Here is a 21347-nt window from a genome sequence, read left to right on the forward strand (position 1 = left end):
AATTCCTTTGCGTTGATTGTTGTGGGACTGCGGAATGGATAATAGACAGACAGGTCTGTATAGTTCAAGCGGAAAGATTGCTCGTCGGTCGCGCCACAGGCCCAAGGCTCGCGCATAATGTCGGGTCAGGAGGTAATTCCATGGCATCCAGCAAACGCGAACTGCTGCTCAGCACCGCCCAGGACCTTTTCTACCGTGAGGGTTATCACGCCACCGGTATCGACCGCATTCTCGCGGAGTCCGGCGTGGCGAAGATGACTCTGTACAAGCACTTCAAGTCGAAGGACGAGCTGATCATGGCGGCGCTGGAAGGGCGTCATGCCCGGATGGTCGAGCGCATGAATGTCGCCGAACGGCACATGGAGCCCCGCGCGGCGATCCTGGTGACCTTCGATGCCTTGCAGGACATGCTCGGCGCGGAGGACTTCTGCGGTTGCGCCTTCATCCACGCCGCTGGCGAGTTCCACGACCGCGATCACCCGATCCACCGCCAGGCCGCCGAACACAAGGCTTTCATCGAGCGCTACTACATAACCTTGCTGGAGCGCCTGGGCGTCGTGCAGCCGGAGACGCTGGCGCGGCAACTGCAATACCTGCTGGAAGGCGTACTGGTCATGGCGCACATGCAGGGGCCGGCGAACCAGGCCCTGGAAGCTCGCGCGGCGGCGGATGTGCTGTTGCGGCACGCCGGAGTCTGAATACATGGAGTCGAACATGCCCCCTGAATGCCAGCTCTTCGGCACCCTGGGTTGTCATCTGTGCGAAGTGGCGGAAGCGGTGCTGATGCCCTTCGTCGAGCACGGCCTGCTGGTCGAACTGGTGGACATCGCCGACCGCGAAGAATGGGTCGAGCGCTATGGTCTGACCATCCCCGTGCTGCGCCGTTGTGACAACGGCGCCGAGCTCAACTGGCCCTTCGATGCCGAGCAGGTCGCCAGCTTCCTCAGCCGCTGAATGCTTCGGCGGCCATCTCCCGCTCCAACCGCAGTGAGGCGCTTCTCATGAAAATCGGATTTCTCGGGCTCGGTGGCATGGGCGCTGCCATGGCCACCAACCTGATCAATGCAGGCCACCAGGTCGTTGCCTGGAACCGTTCGCCGGGGCCATTGGAGCCTCTGCTGGCGCTCGGCGCGCAGGCCGCTCGCGAACCCGCGGAGGCGTTCGATGCCGAGCTGGTGATCTCTATGCTGGCCGACGACGCCTCCACCCGCACCGTGCTGATCGACAGCGGGGCGCTGGCGTCGGCGAAGGCCGGGTTGATTCACCTGAGCATGGCGACCTTGTCTACCGCCTTCGTTGGCGAGCTGATCGAGTTGCATCGTCGGCAGGGCCTGGAATTCATCGCCGCGCCGGTCTTTGGTCGCACCGATGTGGCCGCCGCCGGCAAGCTCAACATCCTGGTGGCCGGCCCCGGCGCCGCCATCGCGAAAGCGCAGCCGGTGCTGGATGTGCTTGGACAGAAAACCTGGCCACTGGGCGATGACCCTCTGCGCGCCTCTGTAGTGAAGATCGCCGGCAATTTCATGATCGCCAGCGCCATCGAGGCGATGGGGGAGAGCGCCGCCCTGGTGAAGAGCTTCGGCGTCGAGCCGGCCGATCTGCTGGAGATCATGGGCAACACGCTGTTCAACGCGCCGGTGTACCGCAACTACGGTGCGCAGATCGCCGAGCAGCGTTTCGATCCGGCGGGGTTCCGCCTGGTGTTGGGGCTGAAGGATGTAGGACTGGCGCTGGCGGCCGGACAGGCGCAGCGGGTGCCGCTGCCGTTCGCCAGCGTACTGCGCGACAACCTGCTGGAGGCCATCGCCCATGGTGACGGCGAGCGGGACTGGAGCGCGTTGTCGCAGGTGTCGATGCGCAAGTCCGGGCAGCTCTGATCCGCCCATGAAAAAGCCCGTCCATTGGACGGGCTTTTTTGCGTCTGTGAATTCTTCCTGGGAGGAAAAATCGCAGGCAATAAAAAACCCGCCGTTAGGCGGGTTTTTCGGGATTTGGTCGGAGCGACTGGATTCGAACCAGCGACCTTCTCGTCCCGAACGAGACGCGCTACCAAGCTGCGCTACGCTCCGTTTGATGGCGCGCATTCTACCGAAAAACTTTTGATGCACAAGGGGTTAGCGAAAAAAATTTCAGAATATTTTTTCGCCCCCCACAAAAAACGAACGCCCCGCAGACCGGCCAGGGCCTGCAGGGCGTTTTCGTGTGCAGGAAGCTTAGAGCTCTTTGACGGTCCGCACTTGATCCTTGTTCACACGAATGGCTTTGCCATCCAGCTGTTCGAACTCATAGAAGCCGGACTCATCGTCGAACTTGGGCTTGTCGACCGATTGAATCTCGCGGCCGTCGTTCAGCGTGATGACGGACGGTGTGGAACAACCTGCAAGCACGCCAATGCCCAGAGCGAGCAGGAAGGCGGGAAGCATCCGGTTGGTCATGGGTGAATCTCCTGATGAGCGAACAAAAATGTACGACGATTCGGACAGAGATTTTTCCGCCAAAGTTCCCGGAATCTTTTCGATATTGTTGCTATCGGGCGTTGTAGAGCAGTTCAGGTGTATTGAGATTGGCCAGGCGTGGGTCATCGGTGGGGCAGGGCACGGCCTGTAGGCCCAGGTGCGAGAAGACATGGCGCGGGCTGCGGTCGCCGCGCTGCCAGGCCTCGTCTATCTGCTGCCGCAGGGCGACGGGAATCACACAGAACAGCGGCTCCCACTGCTCGCCGCTGCGCAGCATCTGAACCTTGCTCGGCGATGCGGCGCAGGCCTGTAACAACTGCACCAGCAATTCGTGATCGAGCAGCGGGGCGTCGCAGGGCAGCACCAGCAGGTGCGAGTGCCGCGCCACGGCGAGACCGGCGCGGATGCCGGCCAGGGGGCCGGGGAAGTCGGGGCTGTCGTCATGCACCAGACGGTCCGCGTAGGGCGCGTACTCATCCGGATTGCGGTTGCAGGAGATGATCAGGTCGTCGCTCAGCGGGCGGGCGAGGGCGGCGGCGTAGCTCACCAGCGGCCGGCCCTGCCAGGGCAGCAGGCCCTTGTCCTGCCCACCCATGCGTTGCCCACGGCCTCCGGCGAGGATCAGCACGGAACAGGGCGGCAGCGAGGCGTGTGGCATGTCAGGGTCTCCAGGGCGGGCCTGTGATATAACACCGCGCATTCCAACCTCACAAGCAAGGGCCCTCATCATGAGCCACAAGGCCGAGCAGCCATTCGTCCCGCTGAACATTGCCGTCCTCACCGTCAGCGACACCCGCACCCTGGAAACCGATACCTCCGGGCAACTGTTCGTCGACCGCCTGAAGGCCGCCGGGCACAACCTCGCGGCCCGCGTCCTGCTCAAGGACGACCTCTACCGCATCCGCGCCCAGGTGGCGACCTGGATTGCCGAGGATGAAGTGCAGGTCGTACTGATCACCGGTGGCACCGGCTTCACCGGCCGCGACAGTACCCCCGAAGCCGTGACCTGCCTGCTGGATAAGGTGGTGGACGGTTTCGGTGAACTGTTCCGGCAGATTTCCGTGGCCGACATCGGCACCTCCACCGTGCAGTCCCGTGCGCTGGCGGGCCTCGCCAACGGCACCCTGGTCTGCTGCCTACCGGGCTCCACCAACGCCTGCCGCACCGCCTGGGACGGCATCCTCGGCGAGCAGCTCAACGCCAGCCATCGCCCGTGCAACTTCGTGCCGCACCTGAAGAAGGCGGCGCCCTGCGAGAGCCGCGGATGAGCTGCTGCGACAAGCCCGGTCTGCTGCCGGTCGAGGACGCCCTGGCGCGTCTGTTGACCCTGGCCGAGCAGTCCCCGATCACCGAGAGCGAAACCTTGCCCTTGGCCGAGGCGGATGGCCGTGTGCTGGCCGAGCCGCTGCTGGCCGGGCTGGACCTGCCGCCGTGGCCCAACAGCGCCATGGACGGTTACGCGTTGCGCCTGGCCGACTGGCAGGGCGAGGCGCTGCCGGTGAGCCAGAAGATCTTCGCCGGCCAGGCGGGCGAGCCGCTGCAGCCGGGCACCTGTGCGCGCATCTTCACCGGCGCGCCGGTACCGGAGGGTGCCGACTGCGTCGAAATGCAGGAAAACGTCGAAGTGCTGGACGACGGTCGTGTGCGCTTCCTCGAGGCGCTCAAGGTGGGGCAGCACGTGCGCCCGCAAGGCCAGGAAACCCGCAAGGGCGACTGCGTGGTGCCCGCCGGCACGCGCCTGGGGCCGATCGAAATCGGCCTGGCGGCCTCGCTTGGCCACGCCGAGCTGAAGGTGCGTCGCCGTCCGCGTGTGGCGCTGCTGTCCACCGGTGATGAGCTGGTCGAGCCGGGTGCGCCGCTGGCGCCCGGGCAGATCTACAACAGCAATCGCCACCTGCTGCGTACCTGGCTGCAACGCTTTGGCTGCGAGGTGGTGGATGCGGGCATCCTGCCGGATGATCTCGAACTGACCCGCAACACGCTGACCGGTTTGTCCAACGTGGACCTGATTCTTTCCACCGGCGGTGTTTCCGTCGGCGAGGCGGACTTCCTCGGCGCGGCCCTGCGCGAGGCGGGGGAGCTGGCGCTGTGGAAGCTGGCGATCAAGCCGGGCAAACCGCTGACCGTTGGCCATTACCAGCAGGTGCCGGTGATCGGCCTGCCGGGCAATCCGGCCTCGACCCTGGTGACTTTCGCGCTGCTGGCGCGCCCGTACCTGATGCGCCGCCTCGGCATGCAGAAGGTCGAGCCGTTGCGTTTACAGGTACCCGCCGGGTTCAGCTGGACCAAACCGGGCAACCGCCGCGAGTACCTGCGCGCGCGCCTGGAGAATGGTCGCGTGGTGCCCTATGCCAACCAGAGCTCCGGCGTGCTGCGCAGCGCGGCCTGGGCCGAAGGATTGGCGGAGGTGCGTGAAGGGACGACGCTGGCCGAGGGCGACGCGTTGGTCTTCATTCCGTTCGCCGAACTGCTCGATTGATCTACCCGCAGGCTGCTCTGTAGGAGCGAGCTTGCTCGCGAAGTTAGTGCGTTCCGATGCGCCGGTTTCCAGCCGGAAAAAAACGGGGCCGCATACTGCGGCCCCGTTTGCTTCCGTCGGCTGATCAGCAATGGGTCAGGCGATATCGTTCGCCGCGAATTCCCCCTGTGTATTCACCCCGACTAACACTATCAGGCTGTCGCCGTTATCGACGGAGCCGCTGCCGTTATGGTCGATGACCAGCCAGCCGTCGCCGGATTTCGCCGCATTCCAGGCCACATAGGCATTGTTGGTAGCAGCGCCGTTTGCCAGCGCGGTATTGGCGGCAAAGAGGAAAGCGTCGAAGTTGGCGAGATTCGTACCATCGGCGATGGTGACTTTGCTCGGTGGCGACGACGTAACGATGGTGTCTTCTGCTGAGTTGAAGTCGCCAATGGTATCCGCGGTGGCCAGGGTGATGCCGGTGTCGCCGGAGGCAAACACGAAGGAGTCGTTTTCGTTGTTATTACCGTTGCCACCATATAGCAGGTCGACGCCTGTGCCTCCATGGATCTCATCATTGCCGTTCTGCCCGAACACGGTGTCATTGCCCGAGCCCGCCAGGATGATATCGGTGCCGTTTCGGCCATAGATGACGTCGTCGCCGGAGCTGAAGTCGTAACCCCCTCCGGGTAGTGTTTCAGTTCCGGTATTTGTACCGGTGACGATGCTGAAGGTTTCACTGTATGAAGCCAGTGTGGCCCCTGAGCCCTGGCTGACCTGGACTGTCACATCGTAGATGCTGCTGTTGGCGAGCACGACCTTAGGGCTAAGCACGCCCGTGTTGTTGGTGGTGTCGGTGCTGACAGTGAACAACGTGTCCGGATTCACCTCGGTGAGGCTCGCAGCACCCAGGGCACCGACCTTGGTACTGACAAGACTATAAGAGTAATTACCACCAGCGTCCGGGTCGGCATTTGCAGGTACGCTGAGGATGCCTACGGTATCGCCAACTCCGGGAATACCGTTGCCGTTGCCAAAGGAAACCGCCGCCATTGCCAGGTCACGCGGCGCATCATTGCCACCAGTAAGGCCGATGGTGATGGTCTGGCTATCAGAGGTTACGCCGTCAGCCGCGGCCGTCACGTTGTATACCAGGTTTGGATTGGTACCCCAATGCAGCTCCTCGATGGCTGTGTCGTTGGCGATGAACTTGTACGCACCGGTGCTGCTGTTTAGGTACAGGGTGCCGTAGCCGCTGCTGGTGTTCTGGAGGTCGTAGCCGTTTACTGCTGAGGCGCTGCTGCCGTCCAGAGCGAAGGTGAAGCTGGTGTCTCCGTCGCGGCTGGTCACGGCCAGGGTGCCGGTTTTGTCGGCGAAGGTGTCGTCGGCTGCCGTGTCGGTATAGGCTGCCGTCACCGGCGCCACCACGGGCGCGTCCTGAGCGCCGGTCAGGTTGATGGTCAGGGTCTTGGTATCGGTTGCACCCGAGCCGTCGGTCACCTGGAGTGTGAAGCCTTCGCTGGCGTTTGCCTCCAATGCTTCGATGGCATCGTCGTTAGGGACGTACTCATACTGGCCATTGATATCCAGGTAAAGCGTGCCAAAGCCGCCGACCAGTTTTTGTTGATAGGTGTGCCCGTTGATATTGAACGACCCAGGGGCCACCGCAGCGCTGTCGATCGTGTAGGCCTTTGTATCGCCAACATCGCGATCGGCCGTCGTCAACTGACCGGTCACGCTGGTGAAGCTGTCGTTGCCCGATGTATCGACGTAGGTCTTGGCGGTTAGCGAGGCGCTGAGCTCGGGTTTGTCGTTGGCGCCGGTCAGGCTGATGGTCAGGGTCTTGGTATCGGTCGCATTCGAGCCGTCGGTCACCTTGAGCGTAAAGGCTTCGCTGGTGTCCTCCTTGATCCCCTCGATGGCGCTGTCGTTGGGGACGTACTCATACTTGCCACTGATATCCAGGTACAGCGTACCGAACTTGCCGACCAGGTTTTGCTGATAGGTGTGTCCGTTGACAACGACCGGATTGGTGCCCACAGCGGCGCTGTCGATCGAATAGGTCTTCGTATCGCCGATATCGCGATCCGTCGTCGTCAGTTGACCGGTCACGCTGGTGAAGCTGTCGTCGCCCGATGTATCGACGTAGGTCTTGGCGGTTAGCGACGCGCTGAGCTCGGGCTTGTCGTTCACGCCGTTGACGGTGATGGTCAGGGTTTTGGCATCGGTCGCCCCCGAGCCGTCGGTCACCTTGAGCGTGAAGTTTTCGCTGGAAGTGGTCTTGAGTCCTTCGATGGCGGCGTCGTTGGGGACGTACTCATACTTGCCACTGATATCCAGGTACAGCGTGCCGAACTTGCCGACCAGGTTTTGCTGATAGGTGTGTCCGTTGACAACGACCGGATCGGTGCTCACTGCGGCGCTGTCGATCGAATAGTCCTTCGTATCGCCGATATCGCGATCGGCCGTCGTCAGTTGACCGGTCACGCTAGTGAAGCTGTCGTCGCCCGACGTATCGTCATAGGTGGTGGCGGTCAGGTTGGCGCTGAGCTCGGGCTTGTCGTTGGTGCCGGTCAGGCTGATGGTCAGGGTCTTGGTATCGGTCGCATTCGAGCCGTCGGTCACCTTGAGCGTAAAGGCTTCGCTGGTGTTTTCCTTGATCCCCTCGATGGCGCCGTCGTCGGGGACGTATTCATAGGCGCCGCTGGTATCCAGATAGAGCGTGCCGAAGCTGCCGACCAGCTTTTGCTGGTAGGTGTGCCCGTTGACATCGAGCGAACCGGGTGTCGCTCCGTTGATCGCGTAGGTAGCCGTCTCGCCGGCATCGCGATCCACCGTTGTCAGTTGACCGGTCACGCTGACGAAGGGGGCGTCGTCTGTCGAGGTGTCGACATAGGTCTTGGAGGTTAGCGAAGCGCTGAGCTCCGGCGTGTCATTGACGCCGTTCAGGCTGATGGTGATGGTCTGGGTGGCGCTGTCGGCCGCGCCATCGGTGGCATTGACTACAAAGTCCAGCTCCTGGGTTGTCTTCAGCCCCTCCACCGCCGTGTCGTTGACGACGAACTTGTATTTGCCGCTCGTGGTATTCAGGTAGAAGGTGCCGTAGTCCGTGCTCTTCTGCACGTCGAAGCCATCGCTATCGCCGACTCCGTCGGTGGGGGATGAGCCCGCCAGCTCGAAGCTCACCGTATCGCCGTCAGAGTCATTGCCCTTCAGGGTGCCGGTCACATTAGGGAAGTTGTCGTCGCCCGCCGTGTCGTTCACGTCAGCGTTGCTGACGGTCTCCAGTGTCGGCGCGTTGTTGACGCTGGTAATCAGCGTGCCGCCGATGTCGACGAACTTGCCGTCGCCGCTGAGTGAGCTGGTACTGGTGGCTCGCACGCCGAGGGTCAAACACTCCGGATGGTTCGACAGCAATGTCAGAATCGCGTCCGGCAGCTGGAGGGTAGCCACCGAGAAGGACATCGACTCGCTGGCGGTGAGGAAGCTGGTCTTGTTCTCGCCTGCCGACCCAAGTCCCGTATTGGAAACCTTATAGAAGTCATCCCAGGTAATTCCGGTGCCATTCATGTTGAGACTGTTGTCGAACTTGCTCAGCGTGACAGTCCCTTCAACGCTCTTGTCGCCATCTGAGAACCAGAGCGCATTGAGATCCATATATCCGGATATGCAGGTCACCGTGAAGCTGGCGCCATCGTAAACGACCTTGAATTGCAGTCCTGATGCCGCTGAACCGAAATCCCACTGATAAGACTCGCTCATGATCCTTCCCTCACATCAAAGCTGAAATGCCTCGGACAACCTCTGTTTCAAGCTCGCGGCCAATCAATCCCTGAGTTGGGATCCTGCAGATTCGGAGGTGGGGAGTCTTTCGAGCCGCCAAGGGGTGCGGCAAGCATGGCGATAGCCGATGTCAGTGCTGGTCGATTCTTCGTCGTCCCGAAAAACTGCGCACTTTACGGTGGCAACGCTCATCGAAACCTCCCATCCATGCATCCATCAGGTCATTGGTTTCTTGATTCTCCGCTCGGTACCAAACCCTCTCAGGTGCAGGAGCTCTCGACGCAACCGATATAAGAGACAGGAGCCCAATAACCTGGCGACCTACCTTTACGTTGCTCTGGCTTTACACGTGAAACGGATTTGTACTGTCGTTGGACGCTAGCTCAATGCCATCAAAGCGCTCGTCGATTCGACGGATACTTGACGAAGTGCAGGGGTGAATCCGACGGGTGGCGAGAAGCGTCAATATCCAAGCGTCAGGCGGAAGTGTGGATATACCGAAAACAATGAAAAACGCCGGCTTCAGGCCGGCGTTTTCTTTTGCTGCTGGCGGTATTCACCGGGTGTCTGCCCGGTCCAACCCTTGAAGCTGCGGTGGAACGAGCGCGATTCGGTGAAGCCCAGGTACTGGGCGATGTCCTGGATCGGCAGGTCGCTGTGCACCAGGTAGTGCTCGGCCAGTTCCTGGCGCAGTTCGTCGAGGATCTGCTGGTAGCTGGTCCCGGCTTGCTGCAGGTGGCGCTGCAGGGTGCGTACGGTCATCTCGAAGCGTTCGGCGACGCGCTCCTTGCGCGGCAGGCCGTCCTTGAGCAGTAGGCGCAGGGCGTTCTTCACCCTCAGTGGCAGCGGCTCGTCGTCGTCGAGTTCGGCCATCAGTGCCAGGGCGTGTTCTTCCAGGGTGCGCAGCAGGTTGGCGTCGGCCTGGCGCAGCGGGTAGCTGAGCAACTGCAGAGGGACCAGCAAGGCGCTGCAGGTTTGCTCGAAACGCACCGGGCAGCAGAACAACTGCTCGTACTCGGCAAGGTCGGTGCCTTCGGGCTGCGCGTGTTCGAACCAGACTTCCTGCGGTGAGCCATTGGTGTCGGCGATCCAGCGGGCATAGAGCAGCCAGGAGGCCAGCACGTTCTCCACCATGTGCCGGCGGATCAACGCCGCGTCGTGGCGGCAGTTCCAGATCAGCTTCACGTGGTCGTCGGCCGGTTCGAGCTGGCTGGTGCCCATGTCGCCGACCAGCTTTTCGTAGGGAATGATCCGGCCCATGGCTTCACCGAGGTTGGCGCAGTTCATGGTGATGTAGCCGAGCACGCTCCAGGAGCCGGGCTGTACGAAACGCGCCGAGTGCAGCCCGAACAGCGGGTCGCCGGAGTGCGCGCAGAGGTATTGCAGCAGGCGCTCGTGGGCCTCGCTGGGCAGGCGCTGGCTGTTGTCGCTCAGTTGCGCGCGTTCGAGGTCCGCTGCCTGCAGCGCGGCGTCCAGGTCCATGCCGAGGGATTCGGCGTGGCGCAGGTACTTCAGCAGTGCGGGGACGGAGGTGTAGCCGAGGGAATGCATGGCGTTCGTTCTTGTTCTGGTGTCTCGATCGGCAACTGCGCCTGTCTTGATCCGACAGTGACAGCGCAGGGCGGCTGGCTAGTATAGGCAGCCATCAAGTGGCACCGAAATAGCAATCTGAAGAGCCAACAGAGACCCTGAATAAAAGGAGCGGGCATGCGACGCTGGAACGGCTGGGGTGAGGAAACGACGGTAGTGGAACTGCCCGAGAACGGGCGCGGTTTTCTCGCCGAGCTGGTCGGGCCTGGCCTGACGCTGCCGGATGCGACCCTGGAACAGGTGCTGGCCAAGGTGCCGGCCTCGCGCCTGCCCGAGCACCCGTTGGTGGTGCGCGAGGCCCGTGACCGCCTGCTGCACGCCCGCGGCCAGAGCCTGCCGGACTGGCTGGCGATGCGCGAAGGCGAGTTCGGCGTGTTCCCCGATGGCGTCGCCTACCCGCAGACCGCCGAGCAGATCCGCGAGCTGCTGCGCTTCGCCGAACTCTGGGACTGCCTGGTGATCCCCTACGGCGGCGGCACTTCGGTGGCCGGCCACATCAACCCGCCGCAGTCCGACAAGGCCGTGCTCACCGTCTCCCTGGAGCACATGAATCGCCTGCTGGAGCTGGACGAACAAAGCCTGATCGCCACCTTCGGCCCCGGCGCCAACGGCCCGCAGGTGGAAAGCCAACTGCGTGCCCGTGGCTACACCCTCGGGCACTTCCCGCAGTCCTGGGAACTGTCCACCCTCGGCGGCTGGGTCGTCAGCCGTTCCAGTGGCCAGCAGTCGCTGCGCTACGGGCGCATCGAGCAGTTGTTCGCCGGCGGTTCGCTGGAAACCTTCGCCGGCACCCTGGAGATCCCGACCTTCCCGGCCTCCTCGGCGGGGCCTGATTTGCGCGAGATGGTGATGGGTTCCGAAGGCCGCTTCGGCATCCTCTCCTCGGTAAAGGTACGCGTTACGCGTATCGCCGAGGACGAACGTTTCTACGCCGTCTTCCTACCGTCGTGGGAGCAGGCGCTGGAAGGCATCCGCACGTTGGTGCAGGCGCGGGTTCCGCTGTCCATGCTGCGCCTGTCCAACGCGGTCGAAACCCAGACCCAACTGGCCCTGGCCGGCCATCCGGGGCAGATCGCCTGGCTGGAGCGCTACCTGAAGATGCGCGGCGCGGGTGAGGGCAAGTGCATGCTCACCTTCGGCGTCACCGGCGACCGCGCACAGAACGCCACGTCGCTGCGCGCCGCGCGGCGTCTGCTCAAGGGCTTCGGTGGCGTGTTCACCGGCACCCTGCTGGGCAAGAAGTGGGCGCAGAACCGCTTCCGCTTCCCTTATCTGCGCGAGGCGCTGTGGGAGAACGGTTACGTGGTGGACACCCTGGAGACCGCCACCGACTGGTCCAACGTCGACAACCTGCTGAACCGCATCGAAGCCAGCCTGCGCGACGGCCTGGCCGCCGAGGGCGAGCGTGTGCACGTGTTCACCCACCTGTCCCACGTCTACGGCGAAGGTTCGAGCATCTACACCACCTACGTATTCCGCCCGGCCGCCAGTTACGCAGAAACCCATGAGCGCTGGCGCAAGCTCAAGCACGCGGCGAGCCAGGCCATCGTGCAGAACCGCGGCACCATCAGCCACCAGCACGGCGTGGGCAAGGACCATGCGCCCTACCTGCCGGTGGAGAAGGGCCCGCTGGGCATGGCGGCGCTCAAGGCGCTGGCCGGGCATTTCGACCCGTCCGGCCGCCTGAGCCCCGGCACCTTGCTGCAGGACTGACGACATGTCCGCCTGGAATGCCGGGTGGCGCGAAAAGGCGCTGCCGGAACTGGCAACCCGTGACTGGGACCTGATCGTGGTCGGCGGCGGCATCAGCGGTGCCGGCATCCTGCGCGAGGCTGCGCGGCGTGGCTGGCGCTGCCTGCTGATCGAGCAGCGCGACTTCGCCTGGGGCACCTCCAGCCGCTCGTCGAAGATGGTCCACGGCGGCCTGCGCTACATCGCCAAGGGCCAGTTCGGCCTGACCCGCGACTCGGTGCGCGAACGCCAGCGCCTGCTCGGCGAGGCGCCGGGGCTGGTCGATCCGCTGAGCTTCATCATGCCGCACTACCAGGGCGGCTTCCCCGGCCCACGGGTGTTCGGCACTTTGCTGTCGCTGTACGACGCACTCGCGGGGAGGCGCAATCACCTGTTCTATCGCCTGGAAGAACTGCGCTACCTGGCGCCGGGCCTGAAGGAAGAACGCCTGCTGGGCGGGACCCGCTTCCAGGATGCGGTGACCGACGACGCGCGGCTGGTGATGCGCGTGATCGGTGAAGCACGGGCCGATGGCGGCGAAGCGCTGAACGGCCTGCGGGTGGTCGAGCTGGAGCGCCGCGATGGCCGTGTGCAGGGGCTGGTCGCCGAGGATCGCGAGAGTGGCCAGCGCTTCGGGTTCCGCAGCCGCGCCGTGGCGCTGGCCACCGGCGCCTGGGCCGATGCACTGCGGCAGAAGCAGGGCAGCGAACATATTCGTCCGCTGCGCGGCAGCCACCTGTTGCTGCCAGCCTGGCGCCTGCCCGTGGCCCACGCCTTCAGCTTCATGCATGGCGAGGACAAGCGGCCGGTGTTCGTCTTCCCCTGGGAAGGTGCGACGGTGGTCGGCACCACGGACCTCGATCACCGCGACACCCTGGATGACGACGCGGCCATCAGTCGCGAAGAACTGGACTACCTGCTGGCCGCTTGCGCCCAGCAGTTCCCCTCCGCGCGAATCACGGCGGAGGACGTGCGCTCCACCTGGGCCGGCGTGCGCCCGGTGGTCAGCGATGGCGCGCCATCGCTCAAGCCCTCGGACGAAAAGCGCGAGCACGCCCTGTGGTCCGAGCCCGGTTGCGTGACCCTGGCTGGCGGCAAGCTCACCACCTTCCGCCTGCTGGCGCTGGAGGTACTGGAAGCCTGCGCGCCGATGCTGGAGCGGCCGCTGGAAGCAGCTGTGGACAACGTCTTCAGCCCGAGCGAAACCATTGCGCTTCCCGGCCTGACACCGACCCAACAGCGCCGCCTGGCGGGTCGCCACGGCCGTGCCTTGCCGGAGCTGGCACGGCTGCTGAGGGAAGTCGGCAGCGGGCGTGTCGGCGACACCGATTGCCTCTGGGGCGAACTGGCCTGGGCGGCGGAGGGCGAACTGGTGCTGCACCTCGACGACCTGCTGCTGCGCCGCACCCGCATCGGCCTGTTGCTGGCCGACGGCGCCGCCGCCGAACTGCCGAAGATCCGCGCGCTGTGCCAGCCACGTCTGGGCTGGAGCGACGCCCGCTGGAAGCAGGAAGAACAGGACTACCTGGCGCTCTGGCGGCGCAGCTACAGCCTGCCAGTGGCCAGATAACAACAAGAAGGACCGCACCTTGAGCGAACAGAACTACCTGCTGGCCATCGATAACGGCACCCAGAGCGTGCGCGCACTGCTTTTCGACCTGGAGGGCAATCTGGTCGGCAAGGGCAAGGTGGAGCTGGAGGCCTATTTCTCCGACAACCCCGGCTGGGCCGAACAACACCCGGAGTATTACTGGGAACAGCTGGGCGAGGCCTGCCGGCGCCTGTGGGCCAGCGTCGACATCGACCGCAGCCGTATCCGTGGCGTTTCCCTGACCACCCAGCGCGGCACGGTGATCCACGTCGATGAAGCGGGTCGGGCATTGCGCCCGGCGATAATCTGGCTGGACCAGCGCCGCGCCGAGCTGGGCGAGTCGATCAAGGGTCCCTGGGGCTGGCTGTTCAAGCTGGTGGGCGCGCAGGGCGCGGTGGATTATTTTCGCACCCAGGCCGAGGTCAACTGGGTGGCCCAGCAGCAGCCGGATATCCGGCGACGCACCCACAAGGTGCTGCTGCTCTCGGGCTTCCTTACCCAGCGACTGTGCGGGCGTTACGTGGACTCGGTGGCCTCCAGCGTGGCCTACCTGCCGTTCGACTACAAACGCCTGCAGTGGGCCGCGCCGCGCGACTGGAAATGGCAGGCGCTGGAGGTGCGCCGCGAGCAACTGCCGGACCTGCTCAAGCCCGGCGAGCGGCTGGGCGAGATCACCGCCGAGGCCAGTCGTCACACCGGGATTCCCGAGGGGCTGCTGCTGATCGCCGCGGGGGCGGACAAGGCCTGCGAAGTGCTCGGCGCCGGCGCCATCGATCCGCGCGTCGCCTGCCTGTCCTATGGCACCACGGCGACCATCAACACCACGCGCTCGCGCTACCTGGAAACCATCCCGCTGATACCGCCGTACCCGGCGGCGATCCCCGACCACTTCAACACCGAGGTGATGATCTACCGCGGTTTCTGGATGGTCAGCTGGTTCAAGCGCGAATTCGGCCTGCGCGAGATGCAGCGCGCCGCCGAACTGGGCGTCGAGCCGGAGAAGCTGTTCGACGACCTGGTCAACAGCGTGCCCGCCGGCTCCATGGGCCTGATGCTGCAGCCCTACTGGACGCCCGGCATCCGCGAGCCGGGGCTGGAGGCCAAGGGCTCGATCATCGGCTTCGGCGACGTGCATACCCGTGCGCACATCTACCGCGCCATCCTCGAAGGCCTGGCCTACGCGTTGCGCCAGGGCAAGGAGCGCATCGAGAAGCGCTCCGGCACCCGCATCGAGCGCCTGCGCGTGGCGGGCGGTGGCTCCCAGAGCGATGCGGCGATGCAACTGACCGCCGACATCTTCGGCCTGCCGGCGGAGCGCCCGCATGTCTACGAGGCGTCCGGCCTGGGCGCGGCGATCGACTGCGCGGTGGGGCTCGGGCTCTATCCGGACTTCGCCAGCGCCATCGCCGCCATGACCCGCGTCGGCGAGGTCTTCCAGCCGCGTCCGGAGGCGCAGCGCACCTACGAGCGGCTGTACAGCGAGGTCTACCAGCGCATGTACAAGCAACTGAAGCCGCTGTACCAGAGCATCCGCGAGATCACCGGTTATCCGGCGTGAGCCCGGCTAATTAAGCGTGGCGCAAGTCCTGTCGGCTAATCTGGGGCACAGTCACTGGATCAATCGAGAGGAGAGATCATGACGCAACCCAGGGCCATGCTGATCCTGCACGGCAAACAGGCGACCAATGACGCGGTACGCGATGCGGTGCAGGCCACGCGCCGGGCCGGGCGCGTGCTGGATGTGCGGGTGACCTGGGAGGGCGGAGATGCCCGGCGGCTGGTCGGGGAAGCGCTCGCCGCCGGTTATACGACCCTCGTCGCCGGCGGTGGCGATGGCACCGTGCGCGATGTGGCCGAGGCGCTCGCCCAGGGGGGCGGCAAGGCCAGCCTGGCGGTCCTGCCGCTGGGCACTGCCAATGATTTCGCCCGGGCCGCCGGCGTGCCGCTGGAGCCAGCGGACGCCCTGGCGTTGCTGGAGATTCCGCCGCGCCCAGTGGATCTCGGCGAGATGGACGGCCATCTGTTTCTCAACATGGCCACCGGCGGCTTCGGCTCCAAGGTCACCGCCAACACCCCCGAGGAACTGAAAAAGCTGCTGGGTGGCGCGGCCTACCTGCTGACCGGTCTGACGCGCTTCTCCGAAGTGCACGCCGCGCGCGGGCGTTTCCGCGGGCCGGGCTTCCACTGGGAAGGCGAATTTCTCGCCCTGGGCATCGGCAACGGCCGGCAGGCCGGTGGCGGGCATGCGTTGTGCCCGGAGGCGCGGGTGGATGACGGCCTGCTGGATGTCAGCATCCTGCCGGCGCCGCAGGACATGGTCGACGCGCTGGGCGCCCTGCTCGGCAGCGGGCTGGGCGGCCAGGAGCTGTTCGTCCGCGCCCGCCTGCCCTGGCTGGAGGTGGACGCGGCCGAAGGGCTCGACGTGAATCTCGATGGCGAGCCGCTGGAGGGGCGGCACCTGCGCTTCGCGGTACGGCCGGCGGCGCTCGCCATGCACCTGCCGAAAGACTCACCACTACTGACGACGCCCCTGCCGATCCGCTGACGTGCACTGGTGGCGTGCGCGAGAGTCGGGCATGATGGCTCTGCGCCATTATCCTGATCCCGGATGACTGGCCGATAGCTTTTCGCACGATACCTTTCGAAGCAGGAGCAGGCATGGCCGGTATTCTCGACAGCGTCGACTCACGCACCCAACTGGTGGGGCAGAACCGCCTGGAGATCCTCGTCTTCCGCCTGGCCGGACGGCAGCAGTTCGCGATCAATGTGTTCAAGGTGCAGGAAGTCCTGCAACTGCCGCGTCTGACCCTGATTCCGCAGCGCCACCCGATGATCTGCGGGGTGATCAACCTGCGCGGGCAGACCCTGCCGGTGATCGACCTGTCCCGCGCCATCGGCATGCGCGCGCTGGTGCCCGATGCCAGCAGCACCATCATCGTCACCGAGTACAACCGTTCGGTGCAGGCCTTCCTGGTCGGCGGGGTGGAGCGCATCCTCAACCTCAACTGGGAGGCGGTGCAGCCGCCGCCCGGTGGCGCCGGTCGGCAGCATTACCTGACCGCGATCACCAAGGTGGACGACCGCCTGGTGGAGATCATCGACGTGGAAAAGGTGCTGGCCGAGATCGTGCCGATGAATACACGGGTTTCCGCCGAGCGCCTGGATGACGAACTGCTCGAACGCACCCGCGGCCGTGAAGTGCTGGTGGTGGACGACTCCAGCGTGGCCATTGCGCAGTTGCGCGACACCCTGACCCAGCTCGGCCTGCGCCTGCACGTGGCTACCGACGGCCTGCGCGCGCTGCAGCAGCTCAAGCGCTGGGCGGACGAGGGGCAGGACATGGAAGAGAAGCTGCTGATGGTGTTCACCGACGCCGAGATGCCGGAAATGGACGGCTACCGGCTGACCACGGAGATCCGCAACGATCCGCGCCTGCGTGACCTCTACGTGGTGTTGCACACCTCGCTGTCGGGCAGCTTCAACGATGCCATGGTGAAGAAGGTTGGCTGCGACGACTTCCTCTCCAAGTTCCAGCCGGACCAACTGGTGGAGGTAGTGCGCCGGCGGTTGCAGAAAGTCCCGGCTTAACAGCGGGCCTCTTGTAGGGGCGAGGGGAGCCCAGTCCTTGCTCATGAACCCGGTTGACCGCCGGTCCTGCCGGCGGATCGCGGACAAGGTCCGCTCCTACAGGTCGAACCGGGCGCGGCTTTCGTAGGAGCAACTGTCTGCGCATTCGTAGGGCGTACAACCGTTCGCGGTTGTACGCCGATACACCTAGATCATCGGCTGGCGTATTGGCCGAGTTCGAAGCGCCAGCCGGTCGTAGTCCGTGTAAACGGAAACCAAGGTCAAGCGGCGTATAACGTCGAACGTTATACGCCCTACGCTCCCGCTCAGGCCCTCGTAGGAGCAACTGTCTTGTCCCGGCTGAATCTGTGCCAGGGCTTTCCCCCTCACCCCAGCCCTCTCCCTCAGGGAGAGGGAGCCAGATCGTGCCGGCTGACAGAGTAGTTTCATCCTGCACCGGACGGTCCCCTCTCCCCCTGGGAGAGGGTTAGGGTGAGGGCCAACCCGAGCGCAAATGCATCTCGTAGGAGCGAACCCTGTCCGCGAAATCCCTACCGGATGAATCCGTTGCCATCGGCAAACTCCTGTCTCGGCGCCCGCGTGGTTGGCGCGTCGCAACCGACGGCATTGCTAGACGTCCGTCCCACCCCGTATAAGGTCGCTTTCGCCGTCTGAAAGGAAGCTACCGATGTTCACGCTCAGCGAGCTCTACCGCTACCCGGTCAAATCCACCGCCAACGAGCCCTTGCAGTCGATCCGCCTGGACGCGCTGGGCCTGGAGGGTGACCGCCGCTGGATGGTGGTCGAGGCGGCCAATGGCCGATTCCTGACCCAGCGCCTGCTGCCGCAGATGGGTCGCATCGAGGCGCGCTGGCAGGATGGTTTCGCCGCCCTGCGCCTGCGCGCGCCGGGCATGGACGACCTGCTGGTGAGCGTGCCGGACCGCGACGACAACCTGCGCGGCGTGATCATCTGGCGCGACATGCTGCAGGTGCCGGATGCCGGTGATGCCGCTGCCCAGTGGCTGAGCGCCTTCCTCGGTCGCGAGGTGCGCCTGGTGCAGATGCCCGAGCAACGTGCGCGGCAGGTGGATACCGCCTACGCCGAGCCGGGCGAGCAGGTGCATTTCGCCGATGGATTCCCGCTGCTGTTGATCGGCCAGGGCTCCCTGGACGATCTTTCCGCGAAGGTCGGTCGCCCGCTGGAGATGCTGCGCTTTCGTCCGAACCTGGTGGTGGCGGGTGCCGAACCCTTCGCCGAGGACGGCTGGAAACGCATCCGCATCGGCGATGTCACCTTCAAGGTGGCCAAACCCTGCGCGCGCTGCATCCTCACCACCATCGACCCGCACACCGGCGAGCGCGACCCGGACCGCCAGCCACTGGCGACGCTGCTCCAGTACCGCAACGTCAACGGCGAGGCGCTGTTCGGCCAGAACCTGATCGCCCAGAACGGCGGCGAGCTGCGCGTGGGCATGGAAGTGGAAGTTCTGGAGTAGGGCGTAACCAAGGCCGATCGGCGTATAGCTCAGAGATCAGCCATGGCGTAGGGCGTACAACCGTTCGCGGTTGTACGCCGTTACACCGATGCCATCGCCAACGCCTTGGTCAAGCGTGGCCATGGTGGGCTCGTCTTACAGCTTGGCCTCGACACAACCGGTGCTCTGGCACTCGCGCTCCCGCTCGCGCAGTTCGCCCAGGCGCTCCTGGGTCTTGTCCACCGCGCACTGCAGGTTGACGAAGTAACCGCCGTCGCGCTCGTAGCTGCATTGGGCGTCGCGGTCCTTGATCCAGGCGAGCTGGCTCTTCTTCAGTGCGGCCTTCTGGCCATCGTTGAGCAGTTTGCGCAGGGTGCCGAATTCCTGGTTCAGCTCACGGTCGACCTGGGCGTATTCGGTACTCAGGCAGTAGACGCTGTCGAAGGCGTTGCGCGGCTTCTCGCAGGCCGCCAGGGCGTGGCCTGCGCAGAGCAGGCCAGCGGCAAGGGCAGTGACGGACAGAAGGGCTTTACGCATGGGAATTTCCTTTTCCTTGAGGGGATGAAAACCGCCCGGCGAGTGCCGGGCGGGGGGAGTGGATCAGAGTTCGTCGAAGAAGCGCTCGTGCCAGTCGACGATGGGCTGCGGTGCGTTGAGCTTCTGCCCGTAGATCACCGCGTAGGACAGCACGTTCTGCACGTAGGTGCGGGTCTCGTCGAACGGGATGGTTTCTACCCAGACGTCGAAGGCCAGGTGGCGGGCATCCTTCAGCCACTGGCGCACGCGCCCGGGGCCGGCGTTGTAGGCGGCGGTGGCCAGCACACGGTTGCCGTTGAACTGGGCGTGCACCTGGCTGAGGTAGGCGGCGCCGAGCTGGATGTTCACATCCGGCAGGATCAGTTGCTGCGGCGAGGCCAGCGGGATGCCGAAGCGCTTCGCGGTTTCCTTGGCGGTGCCCGGCATCAGCTGCATCAGGCCAGTGGCGCCGACGCCCGAGCGCGCATCGGACATGAAGGCGCTTTCCTGGCGGGTGATGGCGAACACCCAGCTGGAATGCAGGCCACGGTTGCGCGCCTCGCGCACCAGGGTGTTGCGATGCGCCATGGGGAAGCGGATGTCCAGGTCGTCCCAGTACTTGGCCTGGCTGATGGCGCGGATCGCCGGGAAGTACCACTGCATGTCGTAGGCGATCTTCGCCTGGGCCAGCAGCTCGTCGTGGCTCAGGTGGCGGGCGGCGTGGTACCACTCGCGGCGGGCGTTGATGATCTCGCCACGGGCATAGAACTCCAGGGCTCGCCGGGTGCACGGGGCGTTGCGCACGCGCAGCAGGGTGCCGGCGTCGGGCGAGACGGGGCGGTTGTTCAGGTGGTAGGGCGCGTTGATCCGGTCGGCGGCGAGGAAGCCATAGAAGTCGCGCTCATCGGCCACCGGCCGGTACAGGCTGATGGCTTGCTGGTTCTGCGGCTGCGCCAGTTGCAGCGAGCGCGCCTGCCAGTATTTCCAGCGGTTGGTGTCGGCCAGTTCCGGCGGCAGCGCACGGGTCAGCTCGTAGGCGTCTTCCCAGCGACCCAGGCGCAGCAGCAGGCGCAGGCGCCATTCGGTGACGGTGTTGTCGCGCAGTTGCGGGTCGTACTTCTCCATCAGCGGCAGGGCGCGCGAATCGTAGCTGCGCGCCAGGCTCAGGCCGATCTCGCGGGCGATGGAGACTTTCTCATCGCTGGAGAAGGGCAGCACCGAGCTGTAGTAGTCGAGCAGGCCGATGGCCTTTTCCGGGTCCTGCTTGGCCAGGCGGCGCAGACCCAGGCCGACCACGTCGGCGGTGGCATGGTCGCGGGAGGTGAAGCGAGTGGTCTGGCTGACCTGTGCGGGATTCTGCGCCACGTTGACCATCAGCGCGCCTTGGCTGCCAAGGGTCGGCAGGCGTTTCGACAGGACGGTGGCCAGACCATAGTTGCGGGCCTCGGCAGCCAGCTTGAGGCGCTTCCAGACTTTCTCTTCGGTGAGCTGGCCGTCCGCCTGCCACATGGCGAAGGTGGTGTCGCAGGCGTCGGGCTGCGGCTTGCCCACCAGCCAGAGCTTCTCGGCGGTGGCGTAGCCCTCGGCCTTCGTACCGTGGCCGAGCTGGTACTGGCCGTAGAGGCAATCCAGCTCGGTGAAATTCATCTTCGGGTCGTAATAGGTGACGAAGGTGGCCCAGTCGCCCCGATCGGCCAGTTGGCGCATCCAGCGCAGTTTCAGCCAGTTGATCTGCGGCAGGTCGCCGTGCTCGCTGATGAAGCGCTCAATCTCGGCGTTGCTGGCGCTTTTCAGGCGGTTGGTCAGCTCGTCGTAGGCCAGGTAGGGTTCCAGCGGATAATCGGCGAGCGCCGACTGGTAGCGGAAATAGGGGCCGCTGTCATTGCGGGCGAGGGCTTTTTGCGCCTCGTCGTACATCTGGCGCTGCTGGGACAGGGACGCTGCGTTGGCCGTCTGGGCGGACAGGCTGAGGATGAAACAGGACAACAGTGTGAAAAGACGACCGCGCATGGCACTTCCGTGATGATGATCCGAGGGCGGGCGATGGCTCGCGCCGCTGCCGGTAGCTTAGCCGTTGCGCCGGGGTGGTGAAAGCGTCGCTCATGGTGGCTGAGGGGTAATCGACGATTACTCGCAACCCTCTGACTTTTCCGCGCTTTCCCGTAAACTGCGCGC

The 21347-nt window shown here is 64.7% G+C and carries 17 protein-coding genes and 1 tRNA gene; 11 read left to right on the plus strand and 7 right to left on the minus strand.

Annotated features, from left to right (window positions below):
• The first annotated feature begins 140 nt into the window (after window positions 1–140).
• From O6P39_RS08815 to O6P39_RS08825, 3 genes are read left to right on the plus strand one after another with little or no spacing between them, the layout of a single operon-like run.
• A complete protein-coding gene (locus O6P39_RS08815) occupies window positions 141–698 on the plus strand; it encodes a TetR family transcriptional regulator (protein WP_275610975.1) in 558 nt (185 codons plus the stop codon).
• A 16-nt stretch (window positions 699–714) separates the two neighbouring features.
• Window positions 715–954, plus strand: coding sequence for a glutaredoxin family protein (locus tag O6P39_RS08820; RefSeq protein WP_275610976.1), 240 nt, complete (start codon window positions 715–717; stop codon window positions 952–954).
• A gap of 47 nt (window positions 955–1001) precedes the next feature.
• Window positions 1002–1877: an NAD(P)-dependent oxidoreductase gene (locus O6P39_RS08825; RefSeq protein WP_275610977.1), complete on the plus strand. Its 876-nt coding sequence runs from the start codon at window positions 1002–1004 to the stop codon at window positions 1875–1877.
• A gap of 115 nt (window positions 1878–1992) precedes the next feature.
• Here the strand turns inward: O6P39_RS08825 and O6P39_RS08830 are convergent.
• The 3 genes from O6P39_RS08830 to mobA form a co-directional block, all read right to left on the minus strand.
• A tRNA-Pro gene (locus tag O6P39_RS08830) sits at window positions 1993–2069 on the minus strand.
• A gap of 144 nt (window positions 2070–2213) precedes the next feature.
• The gene (locus O6P39_RS08835; RefSeq protein WP_275610978.1) at window positions 2214–2435 is read right to left on the minus strand and encodes a YgdI/YgdR family lipoprotein; all 222 of its coding nucleotides are present in this window, start codon (window positions 2433–2435) and stop codon (window positions 2214–2216) included.
• A 91-nt stretch (window positions 2436–2526) separates the two neighbouring features.
• Window positions 2527–3114 (minus strand): molybdenum cofactor guanylyltransferase MobA, encoded by a 588-nt coding sequence (gene mobA / locus O6P39_RS08840; RefSeq protein WP_275610979.1) that lies wholly within the window; start codon window positions 3112–3114, stop codon window positions 2527–2529.
• A 70-nt stretch (window positions 3115–3184) separates the two neighbouring features.
• Between mobA and moaB the strand changes: the two genes are divergently transcribed.
• Window positions 3185–3724: a molybdenum cofactor biosynthesis protein B gene (moaB, locus tag O6P39_RS08845; protein WP_152224593.1), complete on the plus strand. Its 540-nt coding sequence runs from the start codon at window positions 3185–3187 to the stop codon at window positions 3722–3724.
• Complete coding sequence (gene glp / locus O6P39_RS08850) at window positions 3721–4935, plus strand: gephyrin-like molybdotransferase Glp (protein WP_275610980.1); 1215 nt, start codon at window positions 3721–3723, stop codon at window positions 4933–4935. Before moaB ends, glp begins: the two co-directional genes overlap by 4 nt.
• Window positions 4936–5070: 135 nt before the next feature.
• Here glp and O6P39_RS08855 read toward each other — a convergent pair whose 3' ends face one another.
• Together O6P39_RS08855 and O6P39_RS08860 are read right to left on the minus strand one after the other, a co-directional pair.
• Entirely contained in the window at window positions 5071–8679 is a 3609-nt protein-coding gene (locus tag O6P39_RS08855; RefSeq protein WP_275610981.1) for a VCBS domain-containing protein, read from the minus strand.
• Between the two features lie 543 nt (window positions 8680–9222).
• The gene (locus O6P39_RS08860) at window positions 9223–10251 is read right to left on the minus strand and encodes an AraC family transcriptional regulator (RefSeq protein ID WP_275610982.1); all 1029 of its coding nucleotides are present in this window, start codon (window positions 10249–10251) and stop codon (window positions 9223–9225) included.
• Between the two features lie 156 nt (window positions 10252–10407).
• Between O6P39_RS08860 and O6P39_RS08865 the strand changes: the two genes are divergently transcribed.
• From O6P39_RS08865 to O6P39_RS08890, 6 genes are all read left to right on the plus strand, one after another.
• Window positions 10408–12003, plus strand: coding sequence for an FAD-binding oxidoreductase (locus O6P39_RS08865; RefSeq protein WP_275610983.1), 1596 nt, complete (start codon window positions 10408–10410; stop codon window positions 12001–12003).
• Between the two features lie 4 nt (window positions 12004–12007).
• Window positions 12008–13591 (plus strand): glycerol-3-phosphate dehydrogenase/oxidase, encoded by a 1584-nt coding sequence (locus O6P39_RS08870; protein WP_275610984.1) that lies wholly within the window; start codon window positions 12008–12010, stop codon window positions 13589–13591.
• 19 nt (window positions 13592–13610) lie between these two features.
• Complete coding sequence (locus O6P39_RS08875) at window positions 13611–15170, plus strand: FGGY-family carbohydrate kinase (RefSeq protein WP_275610985.1); 1560 nt, start codon at window positions 13611–13613, stop codon at window positions 15168–15170.
• Window positions 15171–15248: 78 nt separating this feature from the next.
• Window positions 15249–16157, plus strand: coding sequence for a lipid kinase YegS (gene yegS, locus O6P39_RS08880; RefSeq protein WP_275610986.1), 909 nt, complete (start codon window positions 15249–15251; stop codon window positions 16155–16157).
• 113 nt (window positions 16158–16270) lie between these two features.
• Window positions 16271–17200: a chemotaxis protein CheV gene (locus tag O6P39_RS08885; RefSeq protein WP_275610987.1), complete on the plus strand. Its 930-nt coding sequence runs from the start codon at window positions 16271–16273 to the stop codon at window positions 17198–17200.
• A gap of 667 nt (window positions 17201–17867) precedes the next feature.
• Entirely contained in the window at window positions 17868–18677 is an 810-nt protein-coding gene (locus tag O6P39_RS08890) for an MOSC domain-containing protein (RefSeq protein ID WP_275610988.1), read from the plus strand.
• Between the two features lie 135 nt (window positions 18678–18812).
• On the opposite strand, the gene O6P39_RS08895 is transcribed toward O6P39_RS08890, so the two are convergent.
• Window positions 18813–19193 (minus strand): lysozyme inhibitor LprI family protein, encoded by a 381-nt coding sequence (locus O6P39_RS08895; protein WP_275610989.1) that lies wholly within the window; start codon window positions 19191–19193, stop codon window positions 18813–18815.
• Window positions 19194–19256: 63 nt separating this feature from the next.
• Complete coding sequence (locus tag O6P39_RS08900) at window positions 19257–21182, minus strand: transglycosylase SLT domain-containing protein (RefSeq protein ID WP_275610990.1); 1926 nt, start codon at window positions 21180–21182, stop codon at window positions 19257–19259.
• Window positions 21183–21347: the final 165 nt, after the last annotated feature.

Source organism: Pseudomonas sp. PSE14, from assembly GCF_029203285.1.
Lineage (GTDB): Bacteria > Pseudomonadota > Gammaproteobacteria > Pseudomonadales > Pseudomonadaceae > Pseudomonas.